The sequence below is a fragment of the Streptomyces sp. NPDC002076 genome (assembly GCF_053593835.1).
Genome location: NZ_JBSFDI010000011.1, coordinates 244,415 through 260,700, shown reverse-complemented (window position 1 = coordinate 260,700; position 16,286 = coordinate 244,415). Strand labels below are relative to the sequence as shown.

General features: G+C 71.1%; 16 protein-coding genes. 4 read left to right on the top strand and 12 right to left on the bottom strand.

Annotation, left to right across the window (positions count from 1 at the left end):
• Positions 1 to 130 precede the first annotated feature (130 nt).
• The gene (locus ACWCQS_RS24345) at positions 131 to 1,081 is read right to left on the bottom strand and encodes an ROK family protein (protein ID WP_451006393.1); all 951 of its coding nucleotides are present in this window, start codon (positions 1,079 to 1,081) and stop codon (positions 131 to 133) included.
• 267 nt (positions 1,082 to 1,348) lie between these two features.
• Here ACWCQS_RS24345 and ACWCQS_RS24340 point away from each other — a divergent pair, with 267 nt between their 5' ends.
• Positions 1,349 to 2,398 (top strand): LacI family DNA-binding transcriptional regulator, encoded by a 1,050-nt coding sequence (locus ACWCQS_RS24340; RefSeq protein WP_388629024.1) that lies wholly within the window; start codon positions 1,349 to 1,351, stop codon positions 2,396 to 2,398.
• A gap of 230 nt (positions 2,399 to 2,628) precedes the next feature.
• Here the strand turns inward: ACWCQS_RS24340 and ACWCQS_RS24335 are convergent, their stop codons facing one another.
• The 6 genes from ACWCQS_RS24335 to ACWCQS_RS24310 form a co-directional block, all read right to left on the bottom strand.
• The gene (locus tag ACWCQS_RS24335) at positions 2,629 to 4,344 is read right to left on the bottom strand and encodes a protein kinase domain-containing protein (RefSeq protein ID WP_451006392.1); all 1,716 of its coding nucleotides are present in this window, start codon (positions 4,342 to 4,344) and stop codon (positions 2,629 to 2,631) included.
• A 110-nt stretch (positions 4,345 to 4,454) separates the two neighbouring features.
• Positions 4,455 to 5,753 (bottom strand): DUF6986 family protein, encoded by a 1,299-nt coding sequence (locus tag ACWCQS_RS24330; protein WP_451006391.1) that lies wholly within the window; start codon positions 5,751 to 5,753, stop codon positions 4,455 to 4,457.
• Positions 5,754 to 5,937: 184 nt separating this feature from the next.
• The gene (locus ACWCQS_RS24325) at positions 5,938 to 6,900 is read right to left on the bottom strand and encodes an electron transfer flavoprotein subunit alpha/FixB family protein (protein WP_451006390.1); all 963 of its coding nucleotides are present in this window, start codon (positions 6,898 to 6,900) and stop codon (positions 5,938 to 5,940) included.
• A gap of 55 nt (positions 6,901 to 6,955) precedes the next feature.
• The gene (locus ACWCQS_RS24320) at positions 6,956 to 7,741 is read right to left on the bottom strand and encodes an electron transfer flavoprotein subunit beta/FixA family protein (RefSeq protein WP_451006389.1); all 786 of its coding nucleotides are present in this window, start codon (positions 7,739 to 7,741) and stop codon (positions 6,956 to 6,958) included.
• A 217-nt stretch (positions 7,742 to 7,958) separates the two neighbouring features.
• Entirely contained in the window at positions 7,959 to 8,468 is a 510-nt protein-coding gene (locus ACWCQS_RS24315; RefSeq protein ID WP_451006388.1) for a flavin reductase family protein, read from the bottom strand.
• Positions 8,469 to 8,697: 229 nt separating this feature from the next.
• On the bottom strand, positions 8,698 to 9,111 hold the full coding sequence (locus ACWCQS_RS24310) for a TlpA family protein disulfide reductase (protein ID WP_451006461.1): 414 nt from the start codon (positions 9,109 to 9,111) through the stop codon (positions 8,698 to 8,700).
• Between the two features lie 75 nt (positions 9,112 to 9,186).
• Here ACWCQS_RS24310 and ACWCQS_RS24305 point away from each other — a divergent pair, with 75 nt between their 5' ends.
• Together ACWCQS_RS24305 and ACWCQS_RS24300 are read left to right on the top strand one after the other, a co-directional pair.
• A complete protein-coding gene (locus ACWCQS_RS24305) occupies positions 9,187 to 9,603 on the top strand; it encodes a DUF4395 domain-containing protein (RefSeq protein ID WP_451006387.1) in 417 nt (138 codons plus the stop codon).
• Between the two features lie 188 nt (positions 9,604 to 9,791).
• Positions 9,792 to 10,520, top strand: coding sequence for a lysophospholipid acyltransferase family protein (locus tag ACWCQS_RS24300; protein WP_451006386.1), 729 nt, complete (start codon positions 9,792 to 9,794; stop codon positions 10,518 to 10,520).
• A gap of 218 nt (positions 10,521 to 10,738) precedes the next feature.
• On the opposite strand, the gene ACWCQS_RS24295 is transcribed toward ACWCQS_RS24300, so the two are convergent.
• The 4 genes from ACWCQS_RS24295 to ACWCQS_RS24280 form a co-directional block, all read right to left on the bottom strand.
• On the bottom strand, positions 10,739 to 11,329 hold the full coding sequence (locus ACWCQS_RS24295; protein ID WP_451006385.1) for a transglutaminase domain-containing protein: 591 nt from the start codon (positions 11,327 to 11,329) through the stop codon (positions 10,739 to 10,741).
• Positions 11,330 to 11,406: 77 nt separating this feature from the next.
• Positions 11,407 to 12,477, bottom strand: a complete 1,071-nt coding sequence (locus tag ACWCQS_RS24290; RefSeq protein ID WP_451006384.1) for a threonine aldolase family protein — start codon at positions 12,475 to 12,477, stop codon at positions 11,407 to 11,409.
• Positions 12,474 to 13,268 (bottom strand): SDR family NAD(P)-dependent oxidoreductase, encoded by a 795-nt coding sequence (locus tag ACWCQS_RS24285; protein ID WP_451006383.1) that lies wholly within the window; start codon positions 13,266 to 13,268, stop codon positions 12,474 to 12,476. The genes ACWCQS_RS24290 and ACWCQS_RS24285 overlap by 4 nt, the downstream gene beginning before the upstream one ends.
• The gene (locus ACWCQS_RS24280) at positions 13,265 to 14,662 is read right to left on the bottom strand and encodes a DUF6421 family protein (protein WP_451006382.1); all 1,398 of its coding nucleotides are present in this window, start codon (positions 14,660 to 14,662) and stop codon (positions 13,265 to 13,267) included. The genes ACWCQS_RS24285 and ACWCQS_RS24280 overlap by 4 nt, the downstream gene beginning before the upstream one ends.
• 388 nt (positions 14,663 to 15,050) lie before the next feature.
• On the opposite strand from ACWCQS_RS24280, the gene ACWCQS_RS24275 reads away from it, so the two are divergent.
• On the top strand, positions 15,051 to 15,734 hold the full coding sequence (locus ACWCQS_RS24275) for a glycerophosphodiester phosphodiesterase (RefSeq protein ID WP_451006381.1): 684 nt from the start codon (positions 15,051 to 15,053) through the stop codon (positions 15,732 to 15,734).
• 3 nt (positions 15,735 to 15,737) lie between these two features.
• On the opposite strand, the gene ACWCQS_RS24270 is transcribed toward ACWCQS_RS24275, so the two are convergent.
• Positions 15,738 to 16,277, bottom strand: a complete 540-nt coding sequence (locus ACWCQS_RS24270; RefSeq protein WP_451006380.1) for a GNAT family N-acetyltransferase — start codon at positions 16,275 to 16,277, stop codon at positions 15,738 to 15,740.
• Positions 16,278 to 16,286: the final 9 nt, after the last annotated feature.

Below are 16,286 nucleotides of genomic sequence, written 5' to 3'. Positions count from 1 at the left end.
CGCGGGGCTGTGTCTGCTATGCGGCTCCGCCGCGCGGGCGCGACCAGCCCACCACACATCCGCGCCTGGCAGACGGCCCGCAGCACAACGGCGCCGCCCCAGCGGCACCTGCGGCGAGCAGCGCTACCGCTCAAACCCCCGCCGTAGCGTCCGGCCGCCGAGCCAGCGCCGCGGCCGCCGCGCCGACCAGCCCCGCGTCCGTGCCCATCTGCGCGGGCACGACCCGCAGGCGCTGGACGAAGGACAGCGTGGCGTAGTCGCCGAGTGCCTTGCGCAGGGGGGTGAAGAGGATGTCGCCCGCCTTGCCGACGCCGCCGCCGATCACGGCGATGTCGATCTCGACCAGGGTCGCGGTGGCCGCGATGCCGGCGGCCAGCGCCTGTGCCGCACGCTCGAAGGAGGCCACCGCGACCGGGTCGCCCTCGCGGGCGGCGGCGGCCACGGCGGCGGCCGAGGTGTCGCCGTCCAGGCCGGGACGCCAGCCCCGGTCCAGGGCGCGGCGGGCGATGTTCGGGCCGCTCGCGATCCGCTCCACGCAGCCGCGCGAGCCGCACGGGCACGGGTCGCCGTCGAGGTCGACGGTGATGTGGCCGATGTGCCCGGCGTTGCCGGTCGGCCCGGGGTGCAGCCGGCCGTTCAGGACCAGGCCGCCCCCGACGCCGGTCGACACGACCATGCACAGCGCGTTGTCGTGGCCGCGGGCGGCGCCCTGCCAGTGCTCGGCCGCCGTGATCGCGACGCCGTCGCCGATCAGCTCGACCGGCAGTCCGCCGGTGGCCGCGCGCACCCGCTCGACCAGCGGGAAGTCCCGCCAGCCCGGCACGTTCACCGGACTGACCGTGCCCGCCGACGCGTCCACCGGGCCGGCGCTGCCGATGCCGACGGTGTCGGCGCGTTCCCACAGCGGCGACCCGGCGAGGTCGCCGAGGACCTCCTCGACGGCCCGCATGACTGTTTCGCCGTCCTGCTGGGCGGGCGTGCCGCGCTGGGCCCGCGCCAGTATCCGTCCGTCGCCGTCCACCAGCGCGCCGGCGATCTTGGTGCCGCCGATGTCCAGGGCCGCCACGAGGTCGGTGTGCATCAGAGTCAGATCTCCCCGTTGAAGCTTGAGAACCAAAGACACGCAGGCCGGTCACACGTGGGGCGCAGGCCGACAGACAGCAGTGGACAGTCTCTCGCGCATCTGACAACGTTGTCCAGGCTCTATGCTCGACGCCACATCCTCATACAATCCACGGATCGGCGCATCACCCGGGGTGCACGACCCCGTGCACACCGGCGCACCACCCCGGACGCACCGGCTCCGTGACCGGACGACAAGACGGACGACAGGACAGGACGCCGCATCGTGCCCGAGACCACCCGCCGCACAGACAGCCTTTCCGGCACCCGTTACGGCAACCGTCCGACCATGAAGGACGTGGCGGCACGGGCCGGGGTCGGCCTGAAGACGGTCTCCCGGGTGGTCAACGGCGAGCCCGGTGTCACCCCGGACACCGAGCGCCGGGTGCAGGAGGCGATCGACGCGCTGGGCTTCCGCCGCAACGACAGCGCCCGGGTACTGCGCAAGGGCCGTACGGCGAGCATCGGGCTGGTCCTGGAGGACCTCGCCGACCCCTTCTACGGCCCGCTCAGCCGCGCCGTCGAGGAGGTGGCCCGGGCCCACGGCGCCCTGCTGATCAACGGCTCCAGCGCCGAGGACCCGGAGCGCGAGCAGGAGCTGGCGCTGGCCCTGTGCGCACGGCGGGTGGACGGTCTCGTGGTGATCCCGGCCGGGGACGACCACCGCTATCTCGAACCGGAGATCAGGGCGGGCGTGGCGACCGTGTTCGTGGACCGTCCGGCCGGGCGCATCGACGCCGACGTGGTCCTCTCCGACAACTACGGCGGTGCCCGGGACGGCGTCGCCCATCTCATCGCCCACGGCCACCGCCGGATCGGCTTCATCGGCGACATGCCGCGCATCCACACCGCCGCCGAGCGGCTGCGCGGCTACCGGGCGGCCATGGAGGACGCGGGGATACCGGTCGAGGAGGCCTGGATGTCCCTCGGACAGACGAATCCGGAGCGGGTGCGCCGGGCGGCGGAGGAGATGCTCTCCGGTCCCGCCCCCGTCACCGCGATCTTCGCGGGCAACAACCGGGTGACGGTCACCGTGATCCGGGTGCTGGCCGAGCAGTCCCGTCGGGTCGCCCTGGTCGGCTTCGACGACATCGAGCTGGCCGATCTGCTCCAGCCGGGCGTCACGGTCGTCGCCCAGGACGCGGCCGCCCTGGGCCGTACCGCCGCCGAGCGCCTGTTCCGTCAGCTGGACAGCGGCCTCGTCGCACCGGAGCGCATCGAACTGCCCACCCGGCTGATCACGCGCGGCTCGGGCGAGCTACCGCCGGCCGACTGAGCCGCCCGTGACCGGCCGCACCCCGGCAAAACTCGGCCTAGCGGCCTGTCCCGGCCAACTTCGGCACAAAATGGCCGAGTTCGGGATCGACTCCACGTGCCGATGGTGCGGTCGCGGGTGTCCGGGCTCGACGTGGACATCGCTGGAGGTGATCGACGACGCGAGCTGTTCGGAGTGTTCGCCGAACAGAAGTGGGTGACGGAGCCGGGCTTCGAGCCGTACGCCGAGGCTCAGCAGAACGGGAGCCCGGGCACCGGTGCGTCGTTGTTCCCGCCCTTGAGGTAGACGTCGCTGACGTAGACGCCGGTGTTGCTGCTGTCGTCGTCGGTCTTCGCCCACCACACGTTCGTCCACCGGCCGTAGGTCTCCCGGCGGCCCAGATTCGCCTGGCAGTAGAAGTAGTCGGTGCCCGCTTTCAGGGTCCCCGCCTGGGTGCCGGAAGCCGTGTAGGACTGGGCGGCGCGCCAGACCTGGCAGTCGTACTTGCCGCCGCCGGTGGACCGGCAGGCGGCGGTCGGGGCGGTCTTGTCCGGCGCCGTGGCGGAGGCCGAGGCGGAGGCATGCGAGGACGGCTTGCCGTCACCCGCGCCGCTCCCCGTCCCGGTGGGCTCGGCGCTCTTCTTCCCGTCCCCACGCGACGGCCGTGTGGACGCGGTGCCGGCGCGCTTCTTGGTCGCGGTTCCGGAGCGGGACGCGGCCGATGCGGAGTCGGTCCTCGGCGCCCCCTGGTCGCGCACGAGGGCGATGGTCACCCCGGCTCCGGCAAGGACGACGGCGACGGCAGCGGCGGCGAGCAGAGCGCGGCCCTTGCGGCGGGGCGAGCCGGTCGCCGTGCTCATGGCCCCGGTGGGGCCGCCGGGCGAATGGGCAGGCGGCGCGCCTTCTGCGTGCGACGGCAGCGGACGCGTGGGCGCTCCGGCCCGGAGAGCCGGGCCGGAGGCGGACGTCTGCCCGGCCGGGCCCGGCCGTACCGGACCGAAGCCCGGCGGTACGGACGGCGCGCCGCCCACCGTCGGTTCGGAAGCCCGGGGCGGCGTCGGGCGCAGGGTGGTCGTCGGGACGTCCGGGGTCCGCGCCCGAGCCGCCTCGCGCAGCGCCTCGCGGGCCTCCTCGGCGTCCGGCCGGGCATCCGGGCGCTTGTCCATCAGGCGCCGCAGGACCGGCGCCAGCGGACCCGCCCGGCGGGGCTCGGGCAGGGGCTCGGAGACGATCGCGGTGAGCGTCGAGTAGGTCGACGTACGGCGGAAGGGCGAGGCGCCCTCGACGGCCGCGTAGAGGGTGGCACCCACGGCCCACACATCGGCGGGCGGGCCCGGCTCGACGCCCTGGGCGCGCTCGGGGGCCAGGTAGTCGAGGGAACCGACCAGTTCGCCGCTGCGGGTGAGGCGGGTGGCCGAGCCGTCGCCGGGGTCGTCCATGGTGGCGATGCCGAAGTCGGTCAGGACGACCCGGCCGGAGCGGTCCAGGAGGATGTTGCCGGGCTTGACGTCACGGTGCAGGACACCGGCGCGGTGGGCGGCGGCCAGGGCGTCCGTCACCGCCGCGCCGATGCGCGCCGCCTCGTACGGGTCGAGGGTGCCGTGCTCGCGCAGGACGTCGTCGAGGGAGGGCCCGTCGATCAGTTCCATGACGATCAGTGGGCGTCCGTCGACCTCGGTGACGTCGTGCACGGCGACGACACCGGGGTGGCGGACCCGAGCGGCGGCTCGGGCCTCGCGTTGCATGCGCAAGCGCAGCTCGGACAGTTCCGGTCCGGCCGTGTCGGTGTAGGTGCGCAGCTCCTTGACGGCGACCTCGCGACCGAGGACCTCGTCCACCGCCCGCCAGACCACGCCCATGCCGCCGCGGCCGAGCCGCGCGGTGACGCGGTAGCGCCCGGCCAGCAGCCGGCCGGCACCGTGGTCCGTGCGCCCGTACTCCTCCGGCCCCTGCTCCCCCGAAGACACCCGCCGCCCCGTTCCTCTGTCGTCCGCCGTCCTGTCCGCCTGGTCGATGCGTGGCGTCCAGGGTACGGGGCGGCGGTGCCCGCCCGAGGGCTGGGACCGGTTCGCTGCCGTTACTTGGCGGAGGCCGTCAGGTCGCCCCGGCGGGGAGCGGCGAAGCCTTCCAGGTCGGCGCGGGTCAGGCCGGTGAGGCGGGCAACCTCGGCGATGTCGAGGGCGCCGCAGTCCAGGCCGCGCAGCAGATAGCCGCTGAGGGCCTTGGCGGTGGCGGGCTCGTCCATGACGTCGCCGCCGGCCCGGTTGGCGTAGCGGGCGAGGCGGCCGGCGGCCTGCTCGAAGCCCTCGCGGTAGAAGGCGAAGACGGCGGCGTAGCGGGTCGGGATGTGGCCGGGGTGCATGTCCCAGCCCTGGTAGTAGGCGCGGGCCAGAGCCCGTCGGGTGAGGCCGTAGTGCAGCCGCCAGGCATCGTGGACCTTCTCGGTCGGGCCGACGGGCAGGACGTTGGTCGAGCCGTCGGAGACGCGCACCCCGGTGCCCGCCGCCGCGACCTGCATGACCGCCTTGGCGTGGTCGGCGGCCGGGTGGTCGCTGGCCTGGTAGGCGGCGGAGACGCCGAGGCAGGCGCTGTAGTCGAAGGTGCCGTAGTGCAGGCCGGTGGCGCGGCCCTCGGCGGCCTGGATCATCCGGGCGACGGTGGCGGTGCCGTCGGTGGCGAGGATGGACTGGCTGGTCTCGATCTGGATCTCGAAGCCCAGCCGCCCGGCGTCCAGGCCGTGCACCTTCTCGAAGGCCTCCAGCAGCCGCACGAACGCGCCGACCTGCTCCGGGTACGTCACCTTGGGCAGGGTGAGGACCAAGCCCTCGGGCACGCCGCCCGACTCGACGAGACCGGTGAGGAACACGTCGAGGGTGCGGATGCCCCGGTCGCGTACCGCCGCCTCCATGCACTTCATGCGGATGCCCATGTACGGCGCCGCCGTGCCGTTCGCGTACGCCTCCGCGATCAGCCGGGCCGCGCGGGCCGCATCCTCGTCCTCCTCGGCGTCGGGGCGGGGACCGTAGCCGTCCTCGAAGTCGACGCGCAGGTCTTCGATCGGCTCGCGTTCCAACTTGGCGCGGACGCGGGAGTGGACCGGCTCGGCCAGCTCGTCCGAGAGGCCCAGGACGGCCGCGAAGGAGGCGGCGTCGGGGGCGTGTTCGTCGAGGGCGGCGAGGGCCTGATCGCCCCAGGAGCGGATGGTGTCGGCGGCGAAGGCGTCACCGGGGACGTAGACGGTGTGGACGGGCTGCCGGGTGCCGGGGTCCCCGGGGTAGCGGCGCTCCAGCTCCGCGTCCACCGGCGCGAGGGAGGCGCTGATCTCCTCGCTCACGGCGCCCGCGAGGCTCGTCGCCACCTTCTCCTGCTGACCCATCCCACACCCTCCAATTTTCCGCTGTACGGAATCAACAATCCGTAGAATGAAGTTATCCGGGTGGTTCTCGCTGGTCAACACCTCGTCCGGACCGTGGTCGGGGTCCGGCGGATCGTCACCAGGATGCACCGAGGCCCCGGTGACCGCGTCGGTCACCGGGGCCTCGGACGTGCCTGGGTGAGGCTCAGCCCTTGCGGGCCTTGATCTCCTCGGTCAGCTGCGGGACGACGTCGAAGAGGTCGCCGACGACGCCGTAGTCGACCAGCTCGAAGATCGGGGCCTCGGCGTCCTTGTTGACGGCCACGATCGTCTTGGAGGTCTGCATACCGGCACGGTGCTGGATGGCGCCGGAGATGCCGTTGGCGATGTACAGCTGCGGCGAGACCGACTTACCGGTCTGGCCGACCTGGTTGGTGTGCGGGTACCAGCCGGCGTCGACGGCGGCACGCGAGGCACCGACGGCCGCGCCGAGGGAGTCGGCGAGCGCCTCGATGATCGCGAAGTTCTCTGCGCCGTTGACACCACGCCCGCCGGAGACCACGATCGCGGCCTCGGTCAGCTCCGGGCGGCCCGTGGACTCGCGCGGGGTGCGAGCGGTGACCTTGGTGCCGGTGGCCTGGTCCGAGAAGGTCACGGCCAGGGCCTCGACCGCACCCTCGGCCGGGGCGGCCTCGACGGCGGCCGAGTTCGGCTTGACCGTGATGACCGGGGTGCCCTTGATGACACGCGACTTGGTGGTGAAGGACGCGGCGAAGACCGACTGGGTGGCCACCGGGCCCTCGTCGCCGGCCTCCAGGTCGATGGCGTCGGTGATGATGCCGGAGCCGATGCGCAGCGCCAGACGGGCGGCGATCTCCTTGCCCTCGGCGGAGGACGGGACCAGCACGGCGGCCGGGGAGACGGCCTCGTGGGCGGCCTGCAGGGCGTCCACCTTCGGCACGACCAGGTAGTCGGCGTACTCGGAGGCGTCGTGGGTGAGAACGCGGGTCGCGCCGTGCTCGGCGAGCGTGGCGGCGGTGTCGGCGGCGCCGTTGCCCAGCGCGACGGCGACGGGCTCGCCGATGCGGCGGGCCAGGGTCAGCAGCTCGAGGGTGGGCTTGCGGACGGCACCGTCCACGTGGTCGACGTAGACGAGGACTTCAGCCATGGGAATGCTCTCCTGCGAAAACGGAAGGTGAGGGGCGGTCAGCGGGGGCGAGCCCTTAGATGAACTTCTGGCTCGCGAGGAACTCAGCGAGCTGCTTGCCGCCCTCGCCCTCGTCCTTGACGATGGTGCCGGCCGTGCGCGCCGGGCGCTCGTTCGCGGCCTCGACCGTGGTGAACGCGCCGTCCAGGCCGACCTCTTCGGCCTCGATGTCCAGGTCGGACAGGTCCCAGGACTCCACCGGCTTCTTCTTGGCGGCCATGATGCCCTTGAAGGACGGGTAACGCGCCTCGCCCGACTGGTCGGTCACGGAGACGACCGCCGGAAGCGAGGCCTGAAGCTGCTCGGAGGCGGCGTCGCCGTCACGGCGGCCCTTCACGACGCCGTCCTCGACGGAGACCTCGGACAGCAGGGTGACCTGCGGGACACCGAGACGCTCGGCGACCAGCGCCGGTACGACGCCCATGGTGCCGTCGGTGGAGGCCATGCCGGAGACGACCAGGTCGAAGCCGGCCTTCTCGATCGCCTTGGCCAGGACCAGGGAGGTGCCGATGGCGTCGGTGCCGTGCAGGTCGTCGTCCTCGACGTGGATGGCCTTGTCGGCACCCATGGACAGGGCCTTGCGGAGCGCGTCCTTGGCGTCCTCGGGGCCGATGGTCAGGACGGTGACCTCGGCGTCGTCCGCGTTCTCCGCGATCTGGAGGGCCTGCTCGACCGCGTACTCGTCCAGCTCGGAGAGCAGACCGTCCACGTCGTCGCGGTCGACGGTCAGGTCATCGGCGAAGTGCCGGTCGCCAGTGGCGTCGGGCACGTACTTCACAGTGACAACGATCCTCAAGCTCACGCCGGCTCTCCTACTGCATCGTCATTTCCGGGCTGCCTCTTGCACGCAGCATAGGCGCCTCAAGCGGCCGATCCCGGTCGGGGCGTCCGCGCGCTCCGACCGAAATATTACTCGTCAGTACATCCAGTTCATGCCCGCTAAGCAAGCGCTTTGAACTGTGACCTTCGCAACGCAGCGTAACCGGAACTCGACGGCTTCGCAGGCGAGGCGGACGTGATCAATCCCGCAGACCGTTGAAACGGCCCTGGTGGTAGAGGAGCGGGCGGCCCTCGCCCGTGGGATCACCCAGGACGACCTCGGCGAGCACGATCCGGTGATCACCGGCCGGGACCCGGTCGACGATCCGGCAGACCAGCCAGGCGAGCACGTCATCGAGCACCGGTACGCCTTCCGGGCCCTCGCGCCAGGCGGTGGGCGCGCCGAAGCGGTCGGCGCCGCTGCGGGCGAAGGTGGCGGCGAGCTCGCTCTGGTGCTCGCCGAGTATGTGGACGCCGATGTGGTCCGTCTCGCCTATCACGGGCCAGCTGGAGGCGCCCGTGCCGATGCCGAAGGAGACGAGCGGGGGCTCGGCGGAGACCGAGGTGAGGGAGGTGGCGGTGAAGCCGACCGGGCCGGAGGCACCACGCGCGGTGATCACCGCCACACCGGCGGCGTGCCGGCGGAAGGTGGAGCGCAACAGGTCGGGCGAGGCGAGCTGAACAGTGCCGAGGTCGGGCGAGGCCGTCATGGAGTTGTCCTTCTGCTGGAGTTCGCGAGTTGGGCCGTCGGGTCTCAACAGCCCGGACAGATGGCGCTCGCGGTGTGGGCGAGGTCGACATGGACCCGCCCGTGGAGAAGGAGTTCGGTCGGCATACGGTCAGGCTGACGATAGTTGGTGCGCCCAGTCAAGCACGGTCCGGGATGCGGAAGACCCCGCACCGTGCCCTGAGGGCCCTTCACCGTATCCTGAGGGCCCCTCACACAGCCTCGCCCAGTGCCGCGATGACGTCGGCCTTGCGGGGCTGTCCCGTGGCACGCCGTACGACCCGTCCGTCGGCGTCGAGGACCAGCACGGTAGGCGTCTTCAGGATCTCCAGTTCGCGTACGAGGTCCAGACGGGCCTCGGCGTCGATCTCGATGTGAGTCACCCCGGGGACCATTCCGGCGACCTCGCCGAGGACACGCCGGGTGGCCCGGCAGGGTGCGCAGAAGGCGCTGGAGAACTGGACCAGCGTGGCCCGCTCGCCGAGGTCGCCACCCAACTCGACGGCGCCCAGCCGCTTGTCCTCGTCCCGCCCGCGCACCCGTACTCTCCCGCTCCGCCGCTTGTGCAGCACTCCGAAGGCGCTCGCCACGACGAGCACCGCCACGCACACCATCGCTCCGGTCATCATCTGCACAAGCATTCATCAGACTGCAAGGATTCCCGCCTCCCGTCGCGGTTTCCGTTGCGGAATGCTGGATTCATGGACATCGACGTGAGGGGGCCGCGCTTCGGAGCGGCCGTGACGACGGCCGTTCTGGCCGTGGCACTGATCCTGCAGAACTCCTGGGTACTGGGCTGGCAGACGCTGGTGTTCGCGGTGGGCGCGGCCGCGGGCGTGCAGCGTTCGCCGTACGGCTGGGCGTTCCGTACGGCGGTACGGCCGCGGCTCGCCCCGCCCACGGAGTTCGAGGCGCCGGAGCCGCCGCGGTTCGCGCAGGCCGTGGGTCTGGTGTTCGCGGGACTCGGTCTCGTCGGGTTCACGGTGGGACCGCAGTGGCTGGGACTGGCCGCGACCGGCGCGGCGCTCGCCGCCGCTTTCCTGAACGCGGCGTTCGGCTACTGCCTGGGGTGCGAGATGTTCCTGCTTCTGAAGAGGGCCACCGTACGGGCGGAGTAAAAGGCCCTTAAAGATCCAAGGTGGGATGTAGGCCGACGTGACGAGAATCTCGCCGCCGCCGGGCACCAGGGCTGGCTACCCGTCCGTTCTTCGGGCACGATCTGCGAGACGCCGTAAACCTACGGCTGCGTAACTTTCCCGCCGGGAGCCCCCTTTCCCGAGCAGAGCAGAAAGGGTCCGTCCCGCCCATGGCAGAACTGGTCTACCGCCCCGTCATCGGATTCGCCAAGACGATGTTCAAGGTCTGGGACCTGAAGATCGACTGCCAGGGGTCGGAGAACATCCCGCGCTCGGGCGGCGCCGTGCTGGTGAGCAATCACATCAGCTATCTGGACTTCATCTTCAACGGCCTGGCGGCCCTGCCGCAGAAGCGCCTGGTGCGCTTCATGGCGAAGGAGTCCGTCTTCCGACACCGCATCTCCGGTCCGCTGATGCGCGGCATGAAGCACATCCCGGTGGACCGCAAGCAGGGCGAGGAGGCTTACGCGCACGCGCTGGACTCGCTGCGCTCCGGTGAGGTGGTCGGGGTCTTCCCGGAGGCCACCATCTCGCAGTCGTTCACGCTGAAGAGCTTCAAGTCCGGTGCGGCCCGGCTCGCCCAGGACGCCGGTGTCCCGCTGATCCCGATGGCGGTGTGGGGCACCCAGCGGCTGTGGACGAAGGGCCACCCGCGCAACTTCAGGCGCAGCCACCTGCCCGTCACCATCCGCGTCGGCGAGGCGGTCGAGGCACCCCGCGACCAGTACGCGGGTGCCATCACCCGCCGGCTGCGCGAGGGCGTCCAGGAACTGCTGGAGGCCGCGCAGCGAGCCTACCCGGGCCGCCCCAAGGACTCCACGGACTCCTGGTGGCTGCCGGCCCATCTGGGGGGCACGGCACCGACTATGGAGCAGCTGCGGGCGGCCGACGCGCGGTGACCTGCGGCGCCTTCGGCGAAGGGCCTGGGGAGCTTCGGCGGCTTCTTCGGATGCCGGCCGGTAGGGGCTGACGGGCAGTTCCCCGCGTCCCTCCGGGGCTGCAGAGCCGTCGATTTCGGGTGAGCGACACTCGAAGTCTCGCCGACCGCTTGCCGCCGAGCACCCGGCCGTCGGCGGAGCCGCCCCGTCTTCGCTCCAGCGACGGTCGTCCCTTGGCTTCACAGTGCGTCAGGGAGCGTCTTCCACAGGTACGGCCGGTCGGGGGCCGCCTTCAGGACGTCGAGGACGACCGGGTGCGGTTCGGCGTACAGGACCGGATAGTCCAGCTCACCTGCCGCGGGGTCGGGGATCCAGGCCAGGCGTTCGCCGTCCAGGGAGAACTGGGCGTCCACGCCAGGCTTGTTGCCGCGCGGGTCCTGCCGGTGCCAGGCGCCGTGGAAGCGGACGGCGACCAGGCCGTGCACGGCGTGGCCGCCCTCGTCGTCCGTCAGCCTCTGATAGCAGAGGGCCGTGGGGATGTCCTCTGCACGCAGCAGCGCGGCCAGCGCATGGGCCTTGGCGTAGCAGATGCCGGTGCCCAGGGCGAGCACGTCGGAGGCGCGCCAGGTGACGCGCAGGTCCCCGGAGTCCTGGGAGTGCGGGATGGTGTCCCGGACGAATTCATAGGCGGCGCGCGCATAGGCATACGAATCGGCCGCCCCGGCGGCCAGCCTCTCGGCCGTCTCCCGGACCACGGGATGGTGCTGGTCGATGACCTCGTCAGCGGCCAAGTACGCAGACAGATCGGCGGTGTTCTGGATCAGCTCCATGCCCGCAGAGCATAGGAACGCGATCGACCGACAGTCAATGACTTTTCGAGCGACCGCATACCTATGCATATTGACGACTAGCGCGCCATCTCCTCCTTGAGCGCGGCCACGAAGGTGTCGACGTCCTCCTCGGTGGTGTCGAAGGAGCACATCCAGCGCACCACTCCGGCGGCCTCGTCCCAGAAGTAGAAGCGGAAGCGCTTCTGCAGGCGCTCGGAGACGTCGTGCGGGAGCCGCGCGAAGACGCCGTTGGCCTGCACCGGGTAGAGGATCTCCACGCCGTGCACCGCGCGCACGCCCTCGGCGAGCCGCTGGGCCATCTCGTTGGCGTGCCGGGCGTTGCGCAGCCACAGGTCTTTCGCCAGCAGCGCCTCCAACTGCACCGAGACGAAACGCATCTTGGAGGCCAGCTGCATCGACAGCTTCCGCAGGTGCTTCATCCGCCGCACCGCGTCCTGGTTGAGGACCACGACGGCCTCGCCGAAGACGGCGCCGTTCTTGGTCCCGCCCAGCGAGAGGATGTCGACCCCGACCGCGCTCGTGAAGGTCCGCATGGGCACGTTCAGCGAGGCGGCCGCGTTGGCGATCCGCGAGCCGTCCAGGTGCACCTTCATGCCGTGCGCATGGGCGTGCTCGCAGATCGCGCGGATCTCGGCCGGCGTGTAGAGGGTGCCGAGCTCCGTGCTCTGGGTGATCGAGACGACCTGCGGCATGGCACGGTGCTCGTCCTCCCAGCCCCAGGCCTGCCGGTCGATCAGCTCGGGCGTGAGCTTGCCGTCCGGCGTGGGCACGGTGAGCAGCTTCAGGCCGCCCATACGCTCGGGCGCGCCGCCCTCGTCCACGTTGATGTGGGCGCTCTCGGCGCAGATCACCGCGCCCCAGCGGTCGGTGACCGCCTGGAGCGCGACCACGTTCGCGCCGGTGCCGTTGAACACCGGGAAGGCCTCCGCGGTGGCCCCGAAGTGGCTGCGGATGATCCGCTGGAGGTTCTCGGTGTACTCGTCCTCGCCGTAGGCCACCTGGTGGCCGCCGTTGGCGAGGGCCAGGGCGGCCAGCACCTCGGGGTGGGCCCCGGCGTAGTTGTCACTGGCGAAACCGCGGACCTCGGGGTCGTGATGGCGACGCGCGTCGGTCTTGGGAGGGTTCACGGCTTCTCGGTCAGCCACAGACGGTTTCCGTTCACTTCCGCGGCGGGCTTGCTCCAGACGCCCTCGATGGCCTCGGCGAGGTCCTTGACGTCCGTGAAGCCCGCGAACTTCGCGTTGGGGCGTTCGGCGCGCATCGCGTCGTGCACCAGCGCCTTCACCACCAGGATGGCAGCAGCAGCCTGCGGACCGGCCTCGCCCCCCGCCTTGCGGAAGCCGTCGGCCATGGCCAGCGTCCACGCCTCGGCGGCGGCCTTGGCCGCGGAGTACGCCGCGTTGCCCGCGGTGGGCTTCGACGCACCGGCGGCGCTGATCAGCAGGTAGCGGCCGCGGTCGCTGCGCTGCAGGCCGTCGTAGAAGGCCAGGGAGGTGTGCTGCACCGTGCGGATCAGCAGCTTCTCCAGCAGGTCCCAGTCCGCGACGCTCGTCTCCGCGAAGGTCGCGCTGCCGCGCCAGCCGCCGACCAGGTGGACCAGACCGTCGATCCGGCCGTGCTCCTTCTCGATGCGGTCGGCCCAGGCACGGGTCGAGTCCAGGTCGAGCAGGTCGACCGTCTCGCCGGTGACCGTGGCACCGCCGCGCGCGTAGCGGGCTGCGTCCACGGCCTCCGCCAGGCGCTCGGGGTTGTTGTCGGCGCCGACCACGACCGCGCCGGCCTCGGCGAGCCGGACCAGGGCCGCGTGTCCGGCGGGACCGCCCGCGCCGGCCACCGCGATCACCGCACCGCTGAGAGATCCGTTGTTCGCCACGTTCTTCCCCTCTGAAGCAGTGTTCTCGTTGAGGCGGTCGCTCACGCGGCGATCCGCTCGGCGCTGTCCGCCGTGATGCCCTTGGTGGAAGCGATCACATTCTTCAGCTTCTTCGACAGGGCCTCGTAGAACATGCTCAGCGGAAACTCGTCCGGAAGCACGTCGTCCACGAGCTTGCGCGGCGGCTGGGTCAGATCCAGGGCGTCCGGGCCCTTGGCCCACTTGGAGCCGGGGTGCGGGGCGAGGTAGGTGGCGACCAGCTCGTAGCCGGCGAACCAGTGCACGAGCTTCGGGCGGTCGATGCCGTCCTTGTAGAGCTGCTCGATCTCGGCGCACAGCTGGTTGGTGACCTGGGGGGCGCGCTCCCAGTCGATGGAGAGCTTGTTGTCGGTCCAGCGGACGACGTCGTGCTTGTGCAGGTAGGCGAAGAGCAGCTGGCCGCCGAGCCCGTCGTAGTTGCGGACGCGGTCGCCGGTGACCGGGAAGCGGAACATCCGGTCGAAGAGCACCGCGTACTGCACGTCACGGGCCTGCGGGACGCCGTCCGCCTGCAGCTTCACGGCCTCCTTGAAGGCGGTGAGGTCGCAGCGCAGCTCCTCCAGGCCGTACATCCAGAACGGCTGGCGCTGCTTGATCATGAACGGGTCGAACGGCAGGTCGCCGTGGCTGTGGGTGCGGTCGTGGACCATGTCCCAGAGCACGAAGGCCTCTTCACAGCGCTTCTGGTCGTGGACCATCGCCGCGATGTCCTCGGGCAGCTGAAGGCCGAGGATGCCGACGGCGGCGTCGGTCACCCGGCGGAAGCGGGCGGCCTCGCGGTCACAGAAGATGCCACCCCAGGAGAAACGTTCCGGCGCCTCGCGTACGGCGATGGTCTCCGGGAAGAGAACGGCCGAGTTGGTGTCGTAGCCGGCCGTGAAGTCCTCGAAGGTGATGCCGCAGAACAGCGGGTTGTCGTAGCGGGTGCGCTCCAGCTCGGCCAGCCAGTCGGGCCAGACCATGCGCAGCACGACCGCCTCCAGGTTGCGGTCCAGGTTGCCGTTCTGCGTGTACATCGGGAAGACGACCAGGTGCTGCAGGCCGTCCGCACGGTTCGCGGCGGGCTGGAAGGCGAGCAGGGAGTCCAGGAAGTCCGGCACCTGGAAGCCGCCCTCGGCCCAGCGGTGCAGATCCTTCACCAGCGCCTGGTGGTAGGCAGCGTCGTGCGGGAGCAGCGGGGACAGCTGCTCGACCGCGTCGACGACACGCCGTACGACGGCCTCGGCGTCCGCCCTGGCCGGGGCGCCCTCGGCCTCGAAGTCGATCGATCCGTCCTTCGACTGCCATGGCCGGATCTGCTCCACGGCATCCTTGAGCACGGGCCAGGCCGGGTGCTCAACCACCCTGGTCGACGAAGGAATGTGTTCCTCCGCACCCGCCTGCACAAGAATTTCCGTCATGTCCCATCCTCCACGGGAGAAGCTCAAGTAGGGACACCGTATGCATACCCGGTTTCAGCCAGCAAGAGGCAGCTCGGGAAATTTTTCTGTCCTTCTGCTTGGTCACCGACATTTTTCCTGCGGTAAACCGTGACAGCGCTCACTTCCGTCGAGCACCCGCCCCCGCGCGGCAGCCGTCCGGTAGGTCAACGGGCGGAGACTCGCCCACGACAGCGTGACGGCAGGGGCGTGCACCGGCCGGCTGACGGCCGCCACGCACCCGTATGCCTCATGCACGTGCGGGTTCATCGCGGGGCCCGGCCGTTAGGCTGCGACTCTGCCCGCGCGGACGACGGAGTCCGCCCGTTCCGCGCGCGCCGAGCCGCCGTCGACGGAACGGAGTCGAACCTTGAACTTCCTTACCATCGGTCACCGCGGGGTCATGGGTGTCGAGCCCGAGAACACCCTTCGTTCCTTCGTCGCCGCGCAGGACGCCGGCCTCGATCTGATCGAACTCGATCTGCACCTGAGCAAGGACGGCGCCCTGGTCGTCATGCACGACGCAGAGGTGGACCGTACGACCGACGGCACCGGGGCGATCGCCGACAAGACCCTGGCCGAGCTGCGCTCCCTGGACGCCGGCCGCGGGGAGCGGGTACCGGTGTTCGAGGAGGTCCTGGACGCGGTGCGCACACCGCTCCAGGCCGAGATCAAGGATGTGGCGGCGGCCCGGGCGCTCGCGGCCGTGATGCATGAGCGCGACCTGGTCGGGCGGGTGGAGGTGTCCTCGTTCCACGACGATGCGGTCGCCGAGATCGCCCGGCTGGTGCCGGGTGTGCGCACGGCGCTGATCGGGAGCCGCTACGGCACGGACATCGTGGACCGTGCGGTCGCCGTGGGCGCGGCGACCGTCTGCCTCAACATCCGCCGGCTCACCCTGGAGATCGTCGAGCACGCGCGCAAGTCCGGGCTGCGGATCATCGGCTGGGTCGTCAACACCCAGGATCATCTGCGGCTGGTGCGCGCTCTGGAGCTGGACGGCGCGACGACCGACTTCCCGCAGATCAAGCGCACGGGGCGGTTCACGGCCTGACGGTCACCCGAGCTTCTTGACCAGCAGCTCGAACTGCAGGTCGTCGCGCTGCGGGATGCCGAAGCGCTCGTCGCCGTACGGGAAGGGCGACATCTTTCCCGTACGGCGGTAGCCCCGGCGCTCGTACCAGGCGATCAGGTCGTCCCGCACGGAGATCACGGTCATGTGCATCTCGGTGACGCCCCAGGCCTCGCGGACCTGGCGTTCGGCCTCCGCCATGACCGTCTTGCCGAGACCCGCGCCCTGCAGGGTGGGGCTGACCGCGAACATGCCGAAGTAGGCATGATCGCCACGGTGTTCCAGCTGGCAGCAGCCGATGATCCGGCCGTCCTGCTCCACGGTCAGCATCCTGCTCTCGGGCGACTTGATGACCTCCAGCACGCCCTCGGGATCCGTCCGCCGCCCCTGCAGGATGTCCGCCTCGGTGGTCCACCCGACCCGGCTGGAGTCCCCGCGGTAGGCCGACTCGATCAGCGCGACCAGCGCGTCGACGTCGGCGTCGGTGGCGTCGCGGAAGGTGGGGCCGGCGGCCGGGGTGTCCATGGAGCGCTT